Annotated in this window: 16 protein-coding genes; 8 read left to right on the top strand and 8 right to left on the bottom strand. The window is 49.2% G+C overall.

The window, feature by feature from the left end:
* Positions 1 to 68 precede the first annotated feature (68 nt).
* Genes FHS77_RS12690 through FHS77_RS12700 form a run of 3 tightly spaced genes read left to right on the top strand, consistent with a single transcriptional unit; the run spans position 69 to position 3,353 of the window.
* A complete protein-coding gene (locus tag FHS77_RS12690; RefSeq protein ID WP_184223938.1) occupies positions 69 to 1,802 on the top strand; it encodes an ABC transporter ATP-binding protein/permease in 1,734 nt (577 codons plus the stop codon).
* A 7-nt stretch (positions 1,803 to 1,809) separates the two neighbouring features.
* A complete protein-coding gene (locus tag FHS77_RS12695; protein WP_184223940.1) occupies positions 1,810 to 2,523 on the top strand; it encodes a hypothetical protein in 714 nt (237 codons plus the stop codon).
* Positions 2,520 to 3,353, top strand: a complete 834-nt coding sequence (locus FHS77_RS12700; RefSeq protein WP_184223942.1) for a ChaN family lipoprotein — start codon at positions 2,520 to 2,522, stop codon at positions 3,351 to 3,353. The genes FHS77_RS12695 and FHS77_RS12700 overlap by 4 nt, the downstream gene beginning before the upstream one ends.
* A gap of 26 nt (positions 3,354 to 3,379) precedes the next feature.
* Here FHS77_RS12700 and FHS77_RS12705 read toward each other — a convergent pair whose 3' ends face one another.
* The gene (locus FHS77_RS12705; RefSeq protein WP_184223944.1) at positions 3,380 to 4,213 is read right to left on the bottom strand and encodes an AraC family transcriptional regulator; all 834 of its coding nucleotides are present in this window, start codon (positions 4,211 to 4,213) and stop codon (positions 3,380 to 3,382) included.
* Positions 4,214 to 4,320: 107 nt separating this feature from the next.
* On the opposite strand from FHS77_RS12705, the gene FHS77_RS12710 reads away from it, so the two are divergent.
* Positions 4,321 to 5,505: an MFS transporter gene (locus FHS77_RS12710; RefSeq protein WP_184223946.1), complete on the top strand. Its 1,185-nt coding sequence runs from the start codon at positions 4,321 to 4,323 to the stop codon at positions 5,503 to 5,505.
* Positions 5,506 to 5,575: 70 nt separating this feature from the next.
* On the opposite strand, the gene FHS77_RS12715 is transcribed toward FHS77_RS12710, so the two are convergent.
* Entirely contained in the window at positions 5,576 to 6,847 is a 1,272-nt protein-coding gene (locus tag FHS77_RS12715) for an NAD(P)/FAD-dependent oxidoreductase (RefSeq protein WP_184223948.1), read from the bottom strand.
* Between the two features lie 428 nt (positions 6,848 to 7,275).
* On the opposite strand from FHS77_RS12715, the gene FHS77_RS12720 reads away from it, so the two are divergent.
* From FHS77_RS12720 to FHS77_RS12735, 4 genes are read left to right on the top strand one after another with little or no spacing between them, the layout of a single operon-like run.
* Entirely contained in the window at positions 7,276 to 7,719 is a 444-nt protein-coding gene (locus FHS77_RS12720) for a MarR family transcriptional regulator (protein WP_184223950.1), read from the top strand.
* Entirely contained in the window at positions 7,706 to 9,430 is a 1,725-nt protein-coding gene (locus tag FHS77_RS12725) for an MFS transporter (RefSeq protein WP_184223952.1), read from the top strand. The genes FHS77_RS12720 and FHS77_RS12725 overlap by 14 nt, the downstream gene beginning before the upstream one ends.
* Positions 9,431 to 9,461: 31 nt before the next feature.
* Positions 9,462 to 10,502, top strand: coding sequence for an HlyD family secretion protein (locus FHS77_RS12730; protein ID WP_184223954.1), 1,041 nt, complete (start codon positions 9,462 to 9,464; stop codon positions 10,500 to 10,502).
* Positions 10,503 to 10,516: 14 nt separating this feature from the next.
* Positions 10,517 to 10,909, top strand: coding sequence for an NUDIX hydrolase (locus FHS77_RS12735; protein ID WP_184223956.1), 393 nt, complete (start codon positions 10,517 to 10,519; stop codon positions 10,907 to 10,909).
* 44 nt (positions 10,910 to 10,953) lie between these two features.
* Here the strand turns inward: FHS77_RS12735 and FHS77_RS12740 are convergent, their stop codons facing one another.
* From FHS77_RS12740 to FHS77_RS12765, 6 genes are all read right to left on the bottom strand, one after another.
* Positions 10,954 to 12,492 carry an indolepyruvate oxidoreductase subunit beta family protein gene (locus FHS77_RS12740; protein WP_184223958.1) on the bottom strand — a complete coding sequence of 513 codons (1,539 nt, stop codon included), beginning with the start codon at positions 12,490 to 12,492 and terminating at the stop codon, positions 10,954 to 10,956.
* A 2-nt stretch (positions 12,493 to 12,494) separates the two neighbouring features.
* The gene (locus FHS77_RS12745; RefSeq protein WP_184223961.1) at positions 12,495 to 14,648 is read right to left on the bottom strand and encodes a thiamine pyrophosphate-dependent enzyme; all 2,154 of its coding nucleotides are present in this window, start codon (positions 14,646 to 14,648) and stop codon (positions 12,495 to 12,497) included.
* A gap of 55 nt (positions 14,649 to 14,703) precedes the next feature.
* Positions 14,704 to 15,492 carry a cyclase family protein gene (locus FHS77_RS12750; protein ID WP_184223963.1) on the bottom strand — a complete coding sequence of 263 codons (789 nt, stop codon included), beginning with the start codon at positions 15,490 to 15,492 and terminating at the stop codon, positions 14,704 to 14,706.
* 86 nt (positions 15,493 to 15,578) lie between these two features.
* On the bottom strand, positions 15,579 to 16,253 hold the full coding sequence (locus FHS77_RS12755; RefSeq protein ID WP_184223965.1) for an amino acid ABC transporter permease: 675 nt from the start codon (positions 16,251 to 16,253) through the stop codon (positions 15,579 to 15,581).
* Between the two features lie 97 nt (positions 16,254 to 16,350).
* Complete coding sequence (locus tag FHS77_RS12760) at positions 16,351 to 17,142, bottom strand: ABC transporter substrate-binding protein (RefSeq protein WP_184223967.1); 792 nt, start codon at positions 17,140 to 17,142, stop codon at positions 16,351 to 16,353.
* Positions 17,143 to 17,206: 64 nt separating this feature from the next.
* Entirely contained in the window at positions 17,207 to 17,506 is a 300-nt protein-coding gene (locus FHS77_RS12765) for a kynureninase/PvdN C-terminal domain-containing protein (protein WP_184223969.1), read from the bottom strand.
* Positions 17,507 to 17,624: the final 118 nt, after the last annotated feature.

Below are 17,624 nucleotides of genomic sequence, written 5' to 3' on the forward strand. Positions count from 1 at the left end.
CAACCTTAATCCTCATGCCGGAGCAGCTTTATTCAAGCCGTTCCGGCTTATTCATTTTGGCAACGGCAATGCGATTAATCAAACAATTCTGGACATTACTGACCTATTGTAATCAAGGCTCCGGCAAAGTGCTGAACTGGGCATTGCTGGCCATTATTTTCACGCTCGAAATGCTCAGCATTTACTTAAGCATTCAACTGATTAAATGGACTGCCGGATTTTACAACGCACTGGAACAGCGAAACTTAGACGAAACCCTCCATCAACTAGCCATTTTCGGCATGATCGTTGCAGGCAATGTCGGCATTTATTTAGTAGAATTTTATGCCAAAGGCTGGCTGGAAATCCGCTGGCGCGAGCGCTTGACCAATGCCGCACTCACCGCCTGGCTCCGCAATAAAGCTTATTGGTTTTTATCGCTTCAATCTGAGAGCGAAAAACCGGACAATCCCGATCAGCGCATTGCTGAAGATTGCGCCATGTTTGTCACGCATACGCTCACTGAGGGCATTGAGCTTATTACCCGCATTATCGGGCTGTTTTCATATGTGGTTGTACTATGGGGACTGGCTACATTTGCGCTCGAATTCAATCTCTTTGGTTTTGAAGTCAGTATTCCCCGCTACATGGTTTGGGCACCATTTGCTTACGTTTTTCTATCTTCTCTTCTTACCCATTTATTCGGCCGCCGTTTGAAAGAAACCTTTGTTGAGCAGCAGAAAAAGGAAGCTGATTTTCGCTTTGGCATGGCGCATATGCGCCAACATGCTGCCGAAATTGCCATTATGGGCGGTGAGAAAAGCGAACGTGAACAGCTTGACCAAAAGTTTTTGGCAGTCTGTAAAAACAGGTTCCGCTTGTTACGCCGACAAGTTCAATTGGGGCTATTCACCCGCCCTTATTATTCAACCATTTTGCGCATTCCAATGTTTTTAGCGCTGCCTGGTTATTTTGCCGGCGCGGTTAATTTCGGTGGCTTGATGCAACTAGGCAGTGCATCCCAACAGGTCGCCACCACATTGTCATGGTTTATCTTCAGCTATCGAAAACTGGCCGAGCTGGTTTCCGCCATTTCCCGCCTTTCCAATTTCATAGAAAAAGCAAAGGCCGCAAGCGCTGAAAATAATATCAGTACAGAAATGTCGGCAACCACTACATTGTCTTTGAGCGATGTGACCTTACACACCCCCGATGAACAGCAACTTTTACAAATCCCTGAGCTTTCCATTGAGGCCGGAACGGTTGTGTGGTTGCGCGGGGCATCAGGTCTTGGCAAGACAACCTTGCTGCGCTTGATTGCGGGTGCATGGAAAAGTGCGACAGGTAAAATTTTTCGACCCGATGCCTCTTCACTTTTCCTGTCGCAAAAGCCCTATCTGCCGAATAGCACATTAAAAGCCGCTGTCTGCTATCCGGCTTCCGCTTCAAATTTTACGAATAGCGACATGGCTGAGGCCTTAACAAAAACCGGCCTGTCGAAGCTCCTTCCGACAGATATAATGAAGCTCCATAGCACCCCTATGCCCAATAGTCTTTCAGGCGGCGAGCTGCAGCGCTTTGCCCTTGCCCGTGCCCTTCTCAACAAGCCCGAATGGCTGTTTCTCGATGAGGCCACCAGCGCGCTTGATTGCGCTTCTGAAGCACAGCTTCTGGATATGTTGCGCCAGGAATTGCCGGAAACAACCCTTGTGATGTTGAGCCATCGTGAACCGGGCAATCTCAAACCGGACGCCATTATCAATCTGGAAATTTTTCGCAGTCATCAACAAGTACTGACTGCCCCAACCGTTCAACCTGTATGAGGATATAATGACTGAGCAAGTAATCCGCGCTAAATTAACAGCTGATCCGGCTGAGGTTTTGAAAACATTGCCGGCAATCGGCAAGCTGATGATTAATTCTAAAAATGGCGGCGCTACCCATGAACGCATCGGCACAGTGCAAGATGTTCATGTTCATGATGGCTGGATTTTCTTTTCAGGGGATGAACACCATTCAAAAATAGAGCTAAAAGCTATCCATTCCATGATTGTTGATCGAAGCTCCGTGATGCAGGAAAAAGTCTATCCGCGCATTGACCTGTTGAGCATAGCTGGCGACACGATCGGCAGCGTCATCGGCTTTGAAGGTGCGGAACCATTTGATGCCGCATTGAGCCCTTTTGCCTATCAGGCTTTGGAGCTCAACAACGAACCGCGTTCAATGAGCGAACAAGAGGAAGTGCAGGAAGACGATCCGGCACTAAAACCCTTTGCAGCGGCACAGCGTAATAAAGCTAGTGTGCGAATTGCGCTGGAGCGTCCGTCATTTTCGCAAGAATGGACGGGCGAAATGCCTGATATCCGCAATTCCCGCGGCTTTATCAATGTGATGAAACCGGACTTTCATCTGCATTTGAAGGTCGGCCATGTGATGGATTGGCGCGGCGAAGAAAAAGGCAATCAGCTCCATTTCTATGCTCTTGATGCTGACGGGCAGCCAACAGGTCTGGTGGTCTCCGGTGAGAAAGAAGCCTTCGCATGAGTAAGACCGACAATTTGACTTCGCAATGGCGCAGATCTGACGGCCATACCATCAGCCATCATCAGCTTATGCAGCAAATGGCTAACAAGCAGGTGGTTTTATTGGGCGAACGCCACGACCGCTATGACATTCACCGCTGGCAATTGCATATCTGTGCATCGCTTCTTGCTTTGCGTGATAATCTGGCTGTCGGCTTCGAAATGTTCCCGCGCCGATTGCAGCCAGTTCTTGATGAATGGGTTGCAGGCCAGCTTGACCAGGAGACATTTTTGCAACGGACAGAATGGGGAACGGTCTGGGGTTTTGCATCCGATCTCTATATGCCGATTTTTGATTTCTGCCGTGCGTTCAAGATCAAAATGCTGGCGCTGAATTGCCGCCGTGATCTCGTCACCCGCGTTGGCAAAGAAGGTTGGGAAGCCATTGCCGAAGAAGACCGTGACGACCTGACACCGGCACGCCCTGCAAGTCTGGCGCATCGTGAGCATCTTTTACGCCTCACCAATGGCGGCCCGCCATTCATGCAAGGAAAGTCAGCGGATTCCCCTGATTTTGATCGCTTTGTCCGCGCGCAGCAGACATGGGATCGCGCTTTTGCCTGCAATATCGCCAATTATTGCACTGAAAACCCGCAAGCTCTTGTCATCAGCATTATCGGGCGCGGACATATGGAATATGGCCACGGCACACCTGATCAGCTTGATGATTTGGGAATTACCGCCTGTGCTATTCTTTTGACCGAAGATGCGGGTGATGAACACTCCTGCCCGTTGACGGTTGAAGGTAAAGCCGTTGCCGATGCGGTTTTCAGATTACAGCCACAGGCTTAAAAACCAGCACCCGTGCGTGTTTACATTCACGGGTGTTCATCACTTGTCAGCGCTGCCAGATAGCGTGTCGGTGTCTGCCCCATTGCTTTTTTAAACATAGTGATGAAAGCAGTTGGCGATTCATAGCCCAGTATTTCAGCAATTGCCTGCACCGAAGTGCCGCCGGAAATCTCCCGCAGCGCAATGATAAGATGCAGTTGCTGGCGCCAACGGCCAAAGGTCAAACCGGTTTCCTGCACCATCAAGCGCGCAAGCGAGCGCTCACTCATCGCTACCCGTTTTGCCCATTGCGCCAATGTGGAGCGATCTGCCGGATCATCGCGCAAAAAATCTGCTATCAAACGGATTTTATGATGATCGGGCACAGGCAAATGAAAATCTTCTTTCGGCATAAGCACCAGCTCATCCAGCAGCACCCGCACCAATCTTGCTGTATGACTATCATCGGCATAATCGGGCGACAGCGTGGATAAATGCCGGATCATCTCCCGTACCATCGGTGATATAGAAAGCGTGCAGCATTGCTGCGGCATGGCGGCTGCAAGCGGATCAACGAATAAAAACGTCAAACGCGCATTGTCGGTCGCGTGATTGCAATGCGCGACACCACTTGGAATCCAGACACCACAATTAGGCGGCACCATCCACATGCCCTTGCCAGACTGGCCATCGCTCTTTTGAGACGCGTCATCGGTAATTTGGCAGCTCACAGCACCATGCAAGGCCAGAACAAGCTGACCTTTACGATGGCGATGCACCGGTATTTCATTGGAATAATCTTTGAAATCCAGTTGCAGCGCCAATGCCGGACGCTTCGTCACATCCGGATCAAATTCCACTGCCTGCCGTTTTGTTTGCATGTGCCCAGCCGTATTTGGCATAATTTAGAGATTAATAGGCATTATATCTAAATTCTTTAAATAAGCAATTTGCTAGGAAGAGCCACACAAAAACGGAAATAAGAACAATGGACACAAATAAAAATTCTGTGGCGCAGCCCCTCATTTTGCTGATCGGCATTTTGCTGATCGCTACCACTTTGCGCGCGCCGATCACCGGTATTGCGCCGGTTTTGGAAATGATCCGCGATGATTTCTCCTTCAGCACCACCACAGCGGGCGCACTGACTACCTTGCCGCTCTTAGCCTTTGCGGTCGTCTCGCCATTTGCAGTGGTTTTATCCCGCAAATTTGGTTTGGAGCTTAGCCTTCTTATCGCGCTGATCCTCATTACCGGCGGCATTGCACTGCGTATGGTGGAAACTGTCTGGTGCTTATTTTTAGGCACGGCCATAATCGGCACCGGCATTGCCATCGCCAATGTGCTTTTGCCCAGCCTGTTAAAGCGCGATTTTCCAACCAAAATTGCATCTATTACCGGTGCTTATTCAGTGACAGCCGGTGTTGCAGCGGCCCTTGCCTCTGCCGCAGCCATTCCAATTGCCAATTACTTTAATGGCGGCTGGAACTGGGCTTTGGGTGCGTTTATCATTTTCCCTATTGCAGCACTTGCCATCTGGCTGACACAGCTTTCCGGCAAAAATGCAGAAACCCAAAAGGCCGCTGTAACCTCACATTCCGGCACGCCTATCTGGAAATCTGCCCTTGCATGGCAGGTAACCTTCTTCTTCGGCCTTAACTCGCTGGTTTATTATGTCATCGTCACATGGCTGCCTGCCATTTTGCTCGAAGCCGGTTTCTCACCAGCCGTTGCCGGTTCTTTCCACGGCATTTCACAACTTGCAACCGCCATTCCGGGCTTGGTTTTTGGCCTCGTTCTGGCACGTTTCAGAGATCAAAAAGCTATTGCAGTTGCCTTGCCGCTGATGACTGCCATCTCGCTGGCCGGTATTCTGCTTTTGCCACAATGGGCATCGGTCTGGGCAGCTCTTTTTGGCTTTTGCTGTGGCGCTACGTTCATTCTGGCACTGGCGTTCATCAGCCTGCGCTCAAGCAGTCCGGCACAAGCCGCAGCCCTTTCCGGTATGGCACAATGTATCGGTTACACCGTTGCAGCCGGTGCACCACCAGCTGCCGGTTTCATCTTTGAATATTCGCATGGCTGGACAGTACCGCTCATCATCTGCACCATTTTATGCATTGTGATGGCTATGCTTGGCTACCGTGCCGGACGTGCGGTTCACATCGACTAAACACCGGATTGCCCATACTAAATAATTAACAAAAGCCTTGAAACAGAAAACCGTCTCAAGGCATTTTTCTTTATTGCTCAGGTGTGCGCAGTGTTTCTTTTTGCGTAATCAGACGCGCACTTTGCAAACCGCTGAGATAAATCCACAGCCAGCTCCATACAACAGCCAGACGTGAGCGGGTGCCGATCAGGAAGTAAATATGGGCAAGTCCCCATATCCACCAAGCAAGCAGACCTTTTAAGCGGAAATTTCCAAATTCAATTACCGCAACTTTCTTTCCGACTGTCGCCAGATTGCCCTGATGGCGATATTTGAATGTCTCGTTAAATGGTTTGCCATCAAGATCAGCACGAATGGCTCGTGCCGCAAAGTCACCCTGCTGTTTGGCAGCAGGTGCAACACCCGGCACCAGATTATCCTCGCCCCATTTCACTGAAGCCGTATCGCCAATGACAAAGATTGAAGGATCACCTTCAACACGCAAATCTTTGGTAACAATAACCCGTCCTGCACGATCTCCTTGCACGCCAAGCCATTTTGAGGCTGGTGATGCCTGCACGCCGGCCGCCCAGATCACCGTGCGACAGGCTATAGCTTCCTCACCAATCTTAATGCCATCTTCGTCACATGCCGTTACCGGCACACCGGTGCGCACGGTCACTCCCAGCTTCAACAAAGCAGAGCGTGCATAGTCCGAGAGCTTTTCACTGAAGGCAGGCAATACGCGCGGCCCTGCTTCCACCAATAGGACAACAGCTTTTTTCGTATCAATCCGGCGAAATTCTCGAGGCAAAGTACTGTGCGCCAGTTCAGCAATAATACCTGCCATTTCCACGCCCGTTGGCCCCGCTCCAATGATGGTGAAGGTTAAAAGTGCCGCCTGTTTTTGTGGGTCTGTTTCGAGTTCCGCCTGCTCAAAAGCCAACAGCACACGGCGGCGAATAGTGGTTGCGTCTTCCAGCGTTTTTAATCCTGGCGCAAATGTTTCCCACTCGTCCTTGCCAAAATAAGCGTGACGTGCGCCGGTTGCCAAAATCAGCTTGTCGTAAGGAACGCTGGCACTATTGCGCAACATCACCTGTTTGCTGTCACGATCAATGCCGACAACTTCATCAAGCAGCGTGGTCACTTCCTTGCGGTCACGAAACAAATGACGGATTGGCCATGCGATTTCTGATGTCGCCAGCACGGTGGTGGCAACTTGATAAAGCAAAGGTTGGAAGAGATGATGATTGCGACGATCAATCAAAGTGATTTCAACATTTGCACCTTTGAGGCCATGAACAGCCTGCAAGCCTGCAAAACCCGCGCCAACAACAACAACTCTCTGTTTCTCTGCCATAACGCATTCCATTTCTGAGGAGGAGCTCAATATATAACCACGACACTAATCGATTAGAACATGCGCATAAGAAAATATATAGTGTGACTATCACGATAAGATAATTTATCGAAATATAGTTGAGCTTTGTCCTCAATGCTTCTCCCGCAGAGCCGGATCATTCTTCCAAAGCGTGCAAAAACGCATCAGACGTAATAAAGAGAACTGTATCCCTTAAAAGCTCCGCCTTTTCTTTGCCAAAAGCTTTTTCAAATTTGGCTTTCGCCGATAAAAACGGTGTAGTTTCAACAATCACAAAAGCGTGAAAAGAAATTCAGCCTTTTTGCGCTCTTTTCTGTTTCCCACTCATTGAAACCGTAAAATGTGCATGTTATTTATTCAAAGAAATTACTTAGCACGCTAATATATAGCCCCCAATGGATAATCCCGTGATCAGCTCTGACTTTCTTGAAGAGCTCACTAAAGTGAGCCGTAAAATTCGCACCATTTTTAACAAAGAAGTTACCGAACACGGGCTGACTTATCCACGCGCGCGCACTTTGCTGCGCTTGATAAAAAAACCATATATGAACCAAAGCGAGCTGGCCTTTGAGCTTGAACTTGAACAGGCAACTATGGTGCGGCTGCTGGATAGACTGGAAGAAAATGGCGTGATTGAGCGCCATCCGGACCCCAATGACCGGCGTGCAAAATTGCTGGTTTTAACGCCTCATGGCGTTGAGCAGGCAGAGCTTGTCCGCTCCATTGGCAAAACCATGCGCAAGCAAATGTTTCATAATATGACTGAGCAAGAGCTAATAATCTGCATTAAGCTTTTCCATCGTATATCCAGCAATATCGACGTTATGGAAAACTCTGATGCCTCCGCTTGAAGCAAGAGCCAAAGCAGAGGAAACGCTTACAAAACAGAGTGATCAGCCCACTGCTGAACAATCTGATGCGACGGATATAGCTGCGCCTTCAGAGCCAGCTCCAAAGCCTTCCCCAACCACTCCGCCGCCCTTTGTGCCAAAGCCAACGCATATCACGCTGCTTTACATGCTTGCCGGTGTTTTGCTTGCGCTAACGCAAGGCTTCGGTATGAGCTTTATTACCATCAACCTACAACAAATTGCAGGGCCGATGGGGCTTACCCAAACCGAAGCCACATGGCTGCAAGCCGCCTATCTTTTTCCCAATGCAAGCCTGACATTACTGTTGTTTAAAATTCGCGCCCAGTATGGTTTGCGCAATTTTGCAGAAGTGGCAATCGCCACCTATGCCCTTGTTTGCCTCGCACATTTCTGGGTTGAAACTTATGAAAGTGCGCTTGCATTGCGTTTCGTGGCAGGGCTTGCCGCAGCACCGATAACCTCACTCGGTTTTTTATACACTCTTGAGTGCCTGCCGCCTGAGAAGAAGATGACCATCGGTCTGTGTACAGCGCTCACCGCGCTCATCATCCCGATGCCGCTAACCGGGCTCATTTCGCCTTATCTTCTTGATATTGGTCAGCAATATGCCATTTATCTGGTCGAACTTGGCTTCGCCATGATCTGCCTCGGCCTTGTCTATATGTTGCCGCTGGCCTCGCCGCCACGTGCAAAGGTCATCAGCTTTATGGATATTGTCAGTTATATTTTTCTGGCCATTTCCATGGGCTGCTTTGCTGTCGCCTTCACTGTTGGCCGCCTTTATTGGTGGACGGAAGTGGACTGGATTGCATGGCTGATGATTGCCGCCATCGCATCAGGCGCGATCTTTGCCATGATTGAGCTGAACCACTCCAATCATCTGGTTGACATTCGCTGGCTTGCCTCGAAGGAAATTATCCATTTCACCGGCACATTGATGGTTTCGCGCTTGATTTTGTCAGAACAGACCAGCGGTGCGATCAACTTCCTGCGCATCAACGGCATGCAAAATGAACAACTGGCCGGTGTTTACCTCTCAATCATTGCCGGAGCCGTTGCCGCGGCCATTGTTTGCATCAAATTCATGCGGCCAGGGCGTGAATCCACCATCCATGCCATTGCGTTCATGCTGATGGCACTTGGCAGCTATATGGACAGTCTTTCAACATCCCTGACCCGTCCGGAGCAGATGTATCTGAGCCAGTTTATGGTCAGTTTTGCCGGTGGCATTTTCCTGCCCCCTGCCTTGATGATCGGCATGGCTGCCGCTATGAAACGCGGCCCAAACTATATTTTATCCTTCATCGTCGTTTTTCTGGCAGCACAAAAAGTTGGCAGTTATTTGGGCAGCGCGCTTTACGGCACATTCGTGCAATGGCGCGAACAGTTTCACTCTTTCAGGCTGGTTTCGCAATTGTCCTCAACCGATCCGTTGGTGGCAACCCGCCTGAAACAATTGGGCGGCAGCTATGGCAAGCTGCTTACCGACCCAAACCAGCAATCATTGCAAGGTGCGTCGCTGCTTGCAAAACAGGTGCAGCAACAAGCCTATATGCTGGCTTACAATGACTCATTTCTGTTCACCGCCTATCTGTCGCTTGGTGCATTGGCCTGTCTCTGCATCCATGTTGCATGGCGTAACAGGCATAAATTTTTCCCGCAAAATATAACTGAAACCGCCCAAGCCTAAATATAAAGCCAAACCCAAAGAAGCTTATTCCATGTCAAAGATATTTCGTTTTATCGCTACTTATATTGCCTTAGCCATCGGTTTGTCCGGTATTTTCATTGTACTTTACGCATGGAACTTACCTCCCTTTCATGGCGGCTCAGAAACCACCAATGACGCTTATGTCCGTGGCCAGATCACACTTCTAAGCCCGCAACTGGCCGGTTATCTGGTGGATGTACCGGTGCAGGATTACCAAAAAATCCATAAAGGTGATTTGATCGCCAAAATTGACGACCGGATCTATATTCAAAAGGCCGAACAGGCCAAAGCTGCTCTGAAAGCATCAGAAGCCTCGCTTGCCATGTCAGAGCAATCCCGCAAATCTGCTGAAGCCAAAATTGTCTCGGCAAAAGCCGCTCTGGAAAGTGCAAAGGCAGCCCTTATTTCTGCACAAACAGCCCATAACCGCACACAATCTTTGCTTGATCGCGAGTTCGCCACCCAAAGTGATGCAGAAAAAAACCTCGCTATCTTTGATCAGGCTCAAGCAGCCGTACATCAGGCTGAAGCAGGAATTTTAATTGCAGAACAAGAGCTTAACTCAACCATTGTCAGCCGCCGCTCATTGGAAGCTAATGTGGAGAGTGCGAAAGCAGCCGTGGAACTTGCCGAGATTGATCTTGCCAATACGCGGATTATTGCGCCTGCAGATGGCACACTTGGCGAAGTTACGGGACGCGTCGGCCAATATGTTTCTGTCGGCACCCAAATCGGCTCGGTCGTGACCGAACATTTATGGGTTATTGCCAATTTCAAAGAAACGCAGCTGAGCAATATGCAGACCGGCCAACGCGTTACTTTCACTGTTGATGCACTTCATAACCAAGCTTTTTCCGGCACGATTGAACGCTTCGCACCAGCAACAGGCTCTGAGTTTTCGGTCATTCGTGCAGACAATGCGACAGGCAACTTCACCAAAGTCGCACAACGCATTCCGGTGCGAATTACGATTGATAACAATCAGCCGTTAAATGAAAAATTAATGCCTGGCATGTCGGTTATTGCCAATGTAAGTTCCGCGCACGGATAAAACGAGACGAACAGATGACAGAAATTAAAATCGCAGCCGCCGCATTAATGCGCGCGGATGGAGCAACATTATTGGTGCGCAAGCGCGGCACCACCGCTTTTATGCAACCGGGTGGCAAAATAGACGCTGGTGAAACTCCCCTGACTGCCCTTTGCCGTGAACTGAAAGAAGAATTAGGGCTTGAGGTCAAGCCGGAAGAGCCGGTTTACCTGGGTTGCTTTTCAGCTCCCGCAGCCAATGAAACCGGTGCAACCGTTACGGCGGAACTGTTTCAGATTAACACGGATAGCACCATTCAAGTGCAAGCCGAAATCGAAGATGCGCGCTGGGTTTTGGCGGACAATACCTCAGAACTGGAACTCGCACCTCTCACCCGTGACCATATTTTACCACTCATCTGGAAATGACAACAGGCGGCAGAACTACTGCCGCCTGTTGTCTCCGCTTCTATTTAAAACGAAGCAATCGTTTGCAAGGCACCGTCCAAAGCGGTGCCTTTTTCATCTTTCAATGCGCTTTCCCGCAAACGTCTGATCCAATCTGCCGCATCTTCCCGTCCTTCAAGCATTGGAAGGCTGGAAAGAACACGATCAAACTTTGAAAAACTGCGCATATGCGTGTCGCTATAGCCTTTGATCAAACGACGACACTGAATAAGCTCAACGGCTAGCGCATAATCTTGGGCTTTATAACTAAGCGCCAGATCATACCACTTATGCACATGTTGCATTTCCGTTTCATGGCGCAAAAACGAGCGGCGCCAGCGGCGCAAACTACCAATCATCCATAGTTGCGAGAAGCCAAACAGACTGTCCGTGCGGATGCGACGGCCACGATTGATCATGCGATCTAACAAGGAAAAAAGCTTCGGTCTTTGTTCAATAAAACGCCCGATCCTGACCGGCATCATGCTGCAAAATTCTTCTGCCCGCGGATGAAAAAACTCTGTTAGTTGCAAAAGAGTTCCCTCTTTAGCACCCACTTCTTTTTCAACACGGTCATGACGTTTTGATCGTGTTTTCAAGTCAGCGACGCGGATCATATCATCATAGCATAAAGCATTGGCCAGATATTTGGCACTTGCAACCGACAAGGCATAGTCCTTTGCCGCATCATCCAGCGTGATAGCCTTTTCTAAAAGATCAAGATATTGAGCGCCATAATCAATGTCCTGATAGTCAACGGTTTTACGCAATCCTGCCTTGGCCATGAGCTGCACAGTTTCCGGATAGGTTTCAACGCGCTGTAATAAGCTATTCCATTTCTTCAAAAGCGGTGAAGGGCCGGCAATTTTTATTGCTGGCTTTTCTGCTGCGCTATGTGGTTTGGCTTCCGCTTTTGCCCCATTTTTAGCAATGTCATAACTGGCTTGAAAAGCGCGCAGACTGGCCGCCGCCCCCCGCCCTGAAACTTCAATAGTCTTTTCATAGGTTTCGCGTGCAAAAGGCAAAGCCCCAGAACCAGCAAGCGCACCAAACAAGCTGGATGAAATCACCGAGCCTGCCTGTCTTGCCAGTTTTTCCATATCAAAACTGACTAAATGCTTTGCCGCACCCGTGATTGCCTGCGTCACGGGTTCTGACGGAACCATACCATTGCCCGGCTCTGTTTTTTCAGAAACCGCCGCAATACGATGTGATGAAGCAATAAGCGTAGTGCGATCAGGAGTTACAAACCCGCGCATCACCGCACGCCCTGCTTCCATCAATTCTGCCGCCATTAAAATATCAACATCACCCTGAGCAGGAGACAGTGAAAAAACCGGCTGACGCCCCGTATCTGGGCATATTTCAACATAATAAATCGTAGCCCCAGTGCGCTGTGCCACGCCCGCGACAGACGTCGACTGCGCACGGTAGCCATTGCGCTCGGCCACATCAATAATCCAGTTGGTGAGCACCCCACCGCCCTGCCCGCCAACGGCCAGAATTGCAATTTTAATGATGTCAGCCGTGTTATCCTGATCAGGATGTGCTGTCAGTTTAACCATTCTCATACATCCCCGAAATTCAGGCGGCGGTTTTCACGGCTTCGTTGCAGCATCGTGATAAATTTACGCCTGACGGCATGAACAAGTTTGCCCCAACGTCCGGCATTATGCACCAGATCGGCACGATAAAAGGACGGGCAAAGCACTGCGGCATCCGCCACTTCGCCGCAATTACCACAGCCCACACATGTCTGATCAATATGCGCCACCGGATCATCACGCAGCGGATCGTCCAGCTGTTTAACGCTGAGCGACGGGCAGCCTGACAGGCGAATACAAGCATGATCGCCTGTACAAATATCTTCATCCACGCCGAACTTCGGCTTAGTCACTTCAATTCCTTGTTGAATGGCTTTGGCAAGCAAAGGTTTTTCACGCCGCTGTTTGTTCAGCATACATTCGGAAGATGCGATGATAACTTTAGGGCCCGTTTCTTCAGTCGTCAGCGCCTCACGTAAAGTATCACGCATTTTCGGCACATCATAAGTACGGTCGATCTGGCGAACCCATTTCACCCCGATACCCTTGACCGCTTCGGTGATGGGATGACCTGTTGCTTTGGTGCGGTTTTCAGCCCGCGACGACAAAATATCCTGCCCGCCTGTAGCAGCAGAATAGTAATTATCGACAATAACAATCACACCATCATTCTTATTGAAAACAGCATTACCGATCGAAGATGTCAGACCATTATGCCAAAAGCCGCCATCGCCGACAAAAGAGATCGAGCGTTTTTTAGCATCCGGTGCATTAAAAGCAGATGCCGATGCAGGGCCTAAACCATAGCCCATCGTTGTTGCGCCCAGATCAAAAGGCGGCATGATCGAAAATAAATGGCAACCAATATCCGATGCAATATGATGCGGGCCTAATTCCTGCTCAATCAGCTTGGTTGCAGCAAAGATCGGCCGCTCAGGACAACCTGTGCAAAAGCCCGGCGGTCTGCCCGGCACCAGCTTTTGCAAATCTGCGATATGTTCCGACAGATCAATCGTGTTCGGCGCGCGCACCTGTGCTGATAGCATATCGGATGCATGATCAAGCAGAAATGCCTTAATCCCATCAAGCAATACCTGACCAGTGTATTCGCCCGCCATCGGCAGCACTTCTTTGCCCACCACCCGCGTGCGATGACTGGCTTTATGCAACATAGCGCTAAAAGCCTGCTCAATATAATTCGGCTGGCCTTCCTCAATGACAAGCACCGCATCTTTGCCATCACAAAAGCTCAGAAACTCATCATCAATCAGCGGATAAACTGCATTGAGCACATAAAGCGGAACTTCTGTATCACCATATAAATCAGCCAGCCCCATACGCTGTAACGCGCGGATGGTGCTGTTATAAAGGCCACCTTGAAGGACAATACCAATCTTGCCTTTTTCAGTGCCAAAAAACTCGTTGATCTGGCGTGAGCGAATAAAATCGACCGCTGCCGGCCAGCGTTTTTCAACCTTCTCTTTTTCATGTAAGAAGCTGGCAGGTGGCAAAACAATGCGGCCAATATCACGTTGCGGCTTTTCCAAAGCATCAGCCACCGTCATTGATGGCCGTTTATTGTCCTTGGTTGTAAATTGCCCATACACGTGACAACCACGAATGCGAATTTGCAGCATGACCGGCGTATTAGATGCTTCGGACAATTCAAAGCCATCTTCAACTGCTTTGACAATCGAGGGCAAGTTAGGGCGCGGATCTAACAGCCAAACCTGACTTTTCATTGCAAAAGCGTGACTGCGCTCCTGCATGATAGAAGAACCTTCACCATAATCTTCGCCAACAATTATCAGCGCACCACCTGTCACGCCCCCCGATGCCAGATTGGCCAAAGCATCAGAGGCAACATTAGTGCCAACTGTCGATTTAAAGGTCACAGCACCACGGATCGGATAATGAACAGATGCGGCAAGCATGGCCGCAGCTGTTGCTTCTGAGGCACTGGCTTCAAAATGAACGCCAAGCTCTTTCAAAATGTCCTGAGCATCGGCCAGCACATCCATCAAATGGCTGATCGGTGCGCCCTGATAACCGCCGACATAACCAACGCCGCATTGCAGCAAGGCTTTCGTAATTGCGAGAATGCCTTCGCCGGAAAATGTCTCTCCTGCGCTCAGTTTGAGCTTTTCCACCTCTTTCGCAAAAGATCTTTCCGCCATACGAAGGCCTCCCCATTATATTTATAAGATCGGAAATTTTAGCTTTTCCGTTTTATCAATTGGCAACAAGCGCAAGCACGCGTGACGGGCTGCCTGTGCCGTTTTCAATTTTCAAAGGTGCCGCAATCAGCACAGCACCTTTTGCCGGCAGCTGATCAAGATTACACAGACTGGCCAAGCCATAACGATTAGCCTGATGCAGCAAGCAATGCGCTGGAAATGGCGGTGTCATACCACCTGCTAGTCCTGCATCAGTACCTATGGTTTCTGTGCCCCAGCCAATAGCACCGGTTGAAATAATATATTCAATGGCTTCAGCTGTTGGCCCCGGTGTATGCGGCCCCGTTTCATTGGCATTTAGAAACGCGGCTTCCGAATGATTGCGCTTATACCAATCGGTTCGCATCAAAACCCATTCACCAGCACGAATAGCGCCATGTTTTGCTTCCCACGCTTTAATATCATCAACGCTCAGCAAATAATCATGGTCTTCTGCGGCCTGTTTCGAACAATCAATAACATTTACAGGTGCTACAAAATTTTTCACGTTGATGGTGTCGGTTGTGCCATCCACATGATCTTTGCCGGAAATCCAATGTCTTGGTGCATCAAAATGCGTGCCAGAATGTTCACCCAGCTTCAGCCAGTTCCATGCCCAAAAAGGACCCGTTTCATTATAGGCAGAAATCTCATGAATTTCGACTTTTGGCGTATCAACCGCAATTTCTGGCGGCAGCTTGATCAAAGGTGTATCCGGCCCAAGCACGGCCGCCAGATCAACCACTTTAACGCCACCATTTAACAGTAATTCAGCCAGTTGGCTTAATGTCTCATTTGCACTCATTCTATAGTTCCTTCCTCTATTTATAATTTTTTCGCGCAACGACTTGCTGTTATTTTTGCCGTTGTTGTTGAAAGAATATGGCCTCTTTAGCGTGCCATTTGTCTCTTTCCGCGCTCCTCCAGATAACTTACCAGTCTGACCAATGGCCATAAAAATGCCAGATAAATTAATGCCGCACCTATCAATGGTGTCGGATTAGCCATCAGAGCCTGCGCATCTGTTGCTTGTTTTAAAAGATCAGGCATCGCGACGACTGACGCCAAAGACGTATCTTTATAAATAGATACGCAATTGCTTGTGAGTGGGGGCACCACGACTTTAATTGCTTGCGGCAAAATCACTTTGCGCATGGTTGTCCAAAAGGGCAGCCCCAATGCAGCCGCTGCTTCAAATTGCCCGCGCGAGATATTCTCAATGCCTGCGCGGCATACTTCCGCTGTAAAAGCGCCCAAAACCATTGACAAAGCAATGGCAGCTGAGGTGAAGGAAGAAAAACGGATGCCGGCCATCGGCAGGGCATAATAGATCAGGATCAACACGACCAGGATCGGTAAAGCGCGGAAAATATCGATATAAAAGATCGCTAAATAGCGAAAAAACCTACCGCCATAAAGGCGAATCATACACAAAAACAGTCCCCAGACGCAGCCAAAGACAATCGCCGTACACCCAAGCAGCAATGTGTTACCCAGCCCGCGCAGCAGGATCGGAAATGATTCAACCAGTATTGACCAATTGAAGAATGTATCGATCAGTTCCATGCGAAAACCTGCCCGAGAATAAAATTTTGCATAAAAAAGTTACAATGATGACGTCAAATGAAGGCGGGCAATCAACCCGCCAGTCATCCATTCATGCCTATTCCGCTTGTGGCAATGGCAGTATTTTTATCGTGCTGGTTTCCGGTTCTGCATCGGCATTGAACCATTTCTTATGGATTGCAGCCATGGTGCCATCTTCTTTCATTGCAGAAATGGCATCATTGACTTTTTCCAGCAGCGGATGGTTTTTCTTGGTCAGCATCGCAAAGCGTTCACCGGTTGGAATGCGCACCAAAACTTGCAAACCCGGCATTTTAGTCATCGCATATTGAAAACCGGCAAGCTCGCCCGCACCACCATCAATGCGTCCGTTCTGCACTTCCATCAGCAAATCCTGCTGGGTATTATAGCTTTTAACTTCGACAATACCGAGTTTTTTGGCATTCTGCTTAGCCCATGCATCACCGGTAGAACCGGCAACTACGCCCAGAACTTTGCCTTTCAAGTCATCAAGACTTTTAACAACCGAATCGGATTTGCCAACAACAGTACCGTCGCTATCGTAGTAAGGCTGCGTAAAAGCCTGATTTTTCAAGCGCTCCGGTGTCACCGAAATGGAAGAAATACCAAAATCCACGCGACCGGAATTGGTTGCAGCGAAAATAGCCTGAAAGCCTAAATCCTGAAATTCCGGCGTCAGGCTCAGACGTTTGGAAACCTCACGCGCCACGTCAATTTCATAGCCTTCAAATTCACCGTCCGCAGTTTTATATTCCCATGGCGGATTGGCCGGATAGGCTCCGATGGTCAGTTGATCTGCCTGTGCTGATGTAAAAGTAAACATGCTTGCAGCAACCAGCAGCCCGCTCCATGATAAACGCTTTCCCATTTTATGTTCCCTTTTATATATCGTTTTCGATATTATTATTATAATTTATGGCTACACGCTGTCGTTAATTCAGCAGCGTTTTAAGTGCCCTGCACAATTCCTCAACATCTTCCTGCTGTGTCACAAATCCAGGTGAAAGGCGCAAAATCCTGCCGCGGGCATCACAATAAAGTTGCTGTGCACGTAAAGAACCAACAATCTGCGTGCTGTCTATATGCTCAGGCAATGACAGCATCACACTGCCACCACGCTGGCTTTCGTTTTGAGGGGAAACAAGTTTCCAGCCGTTTTCCTGCGCATATTCAATCAACAAACGCGTGCGCTCACGATTTTGCTCAGCGATTTGAGCGACACCCGTTTTCAATGCCCATTCTAGCCCCGGCAAACTTGATGGGGTGGAACGGCCCTTCTAACCGGCATCGAAAGTGCCTAACGTGGTCGTTGCAACACGCCACAAAGGAAGGACCGTTCCATGGATAAGA

The sequence above is a fragment of the Paenochrobactrum gallinarii genome, assembly GCF_014205685.1.
Taxonomy (GTDB): Bacteria; Pseudomonadota; Alphaproteobacteria; order Rhizobiales; family Rhizobiaceae; genus Paenochrobactrum; species Paenochrobactrum gallinarii.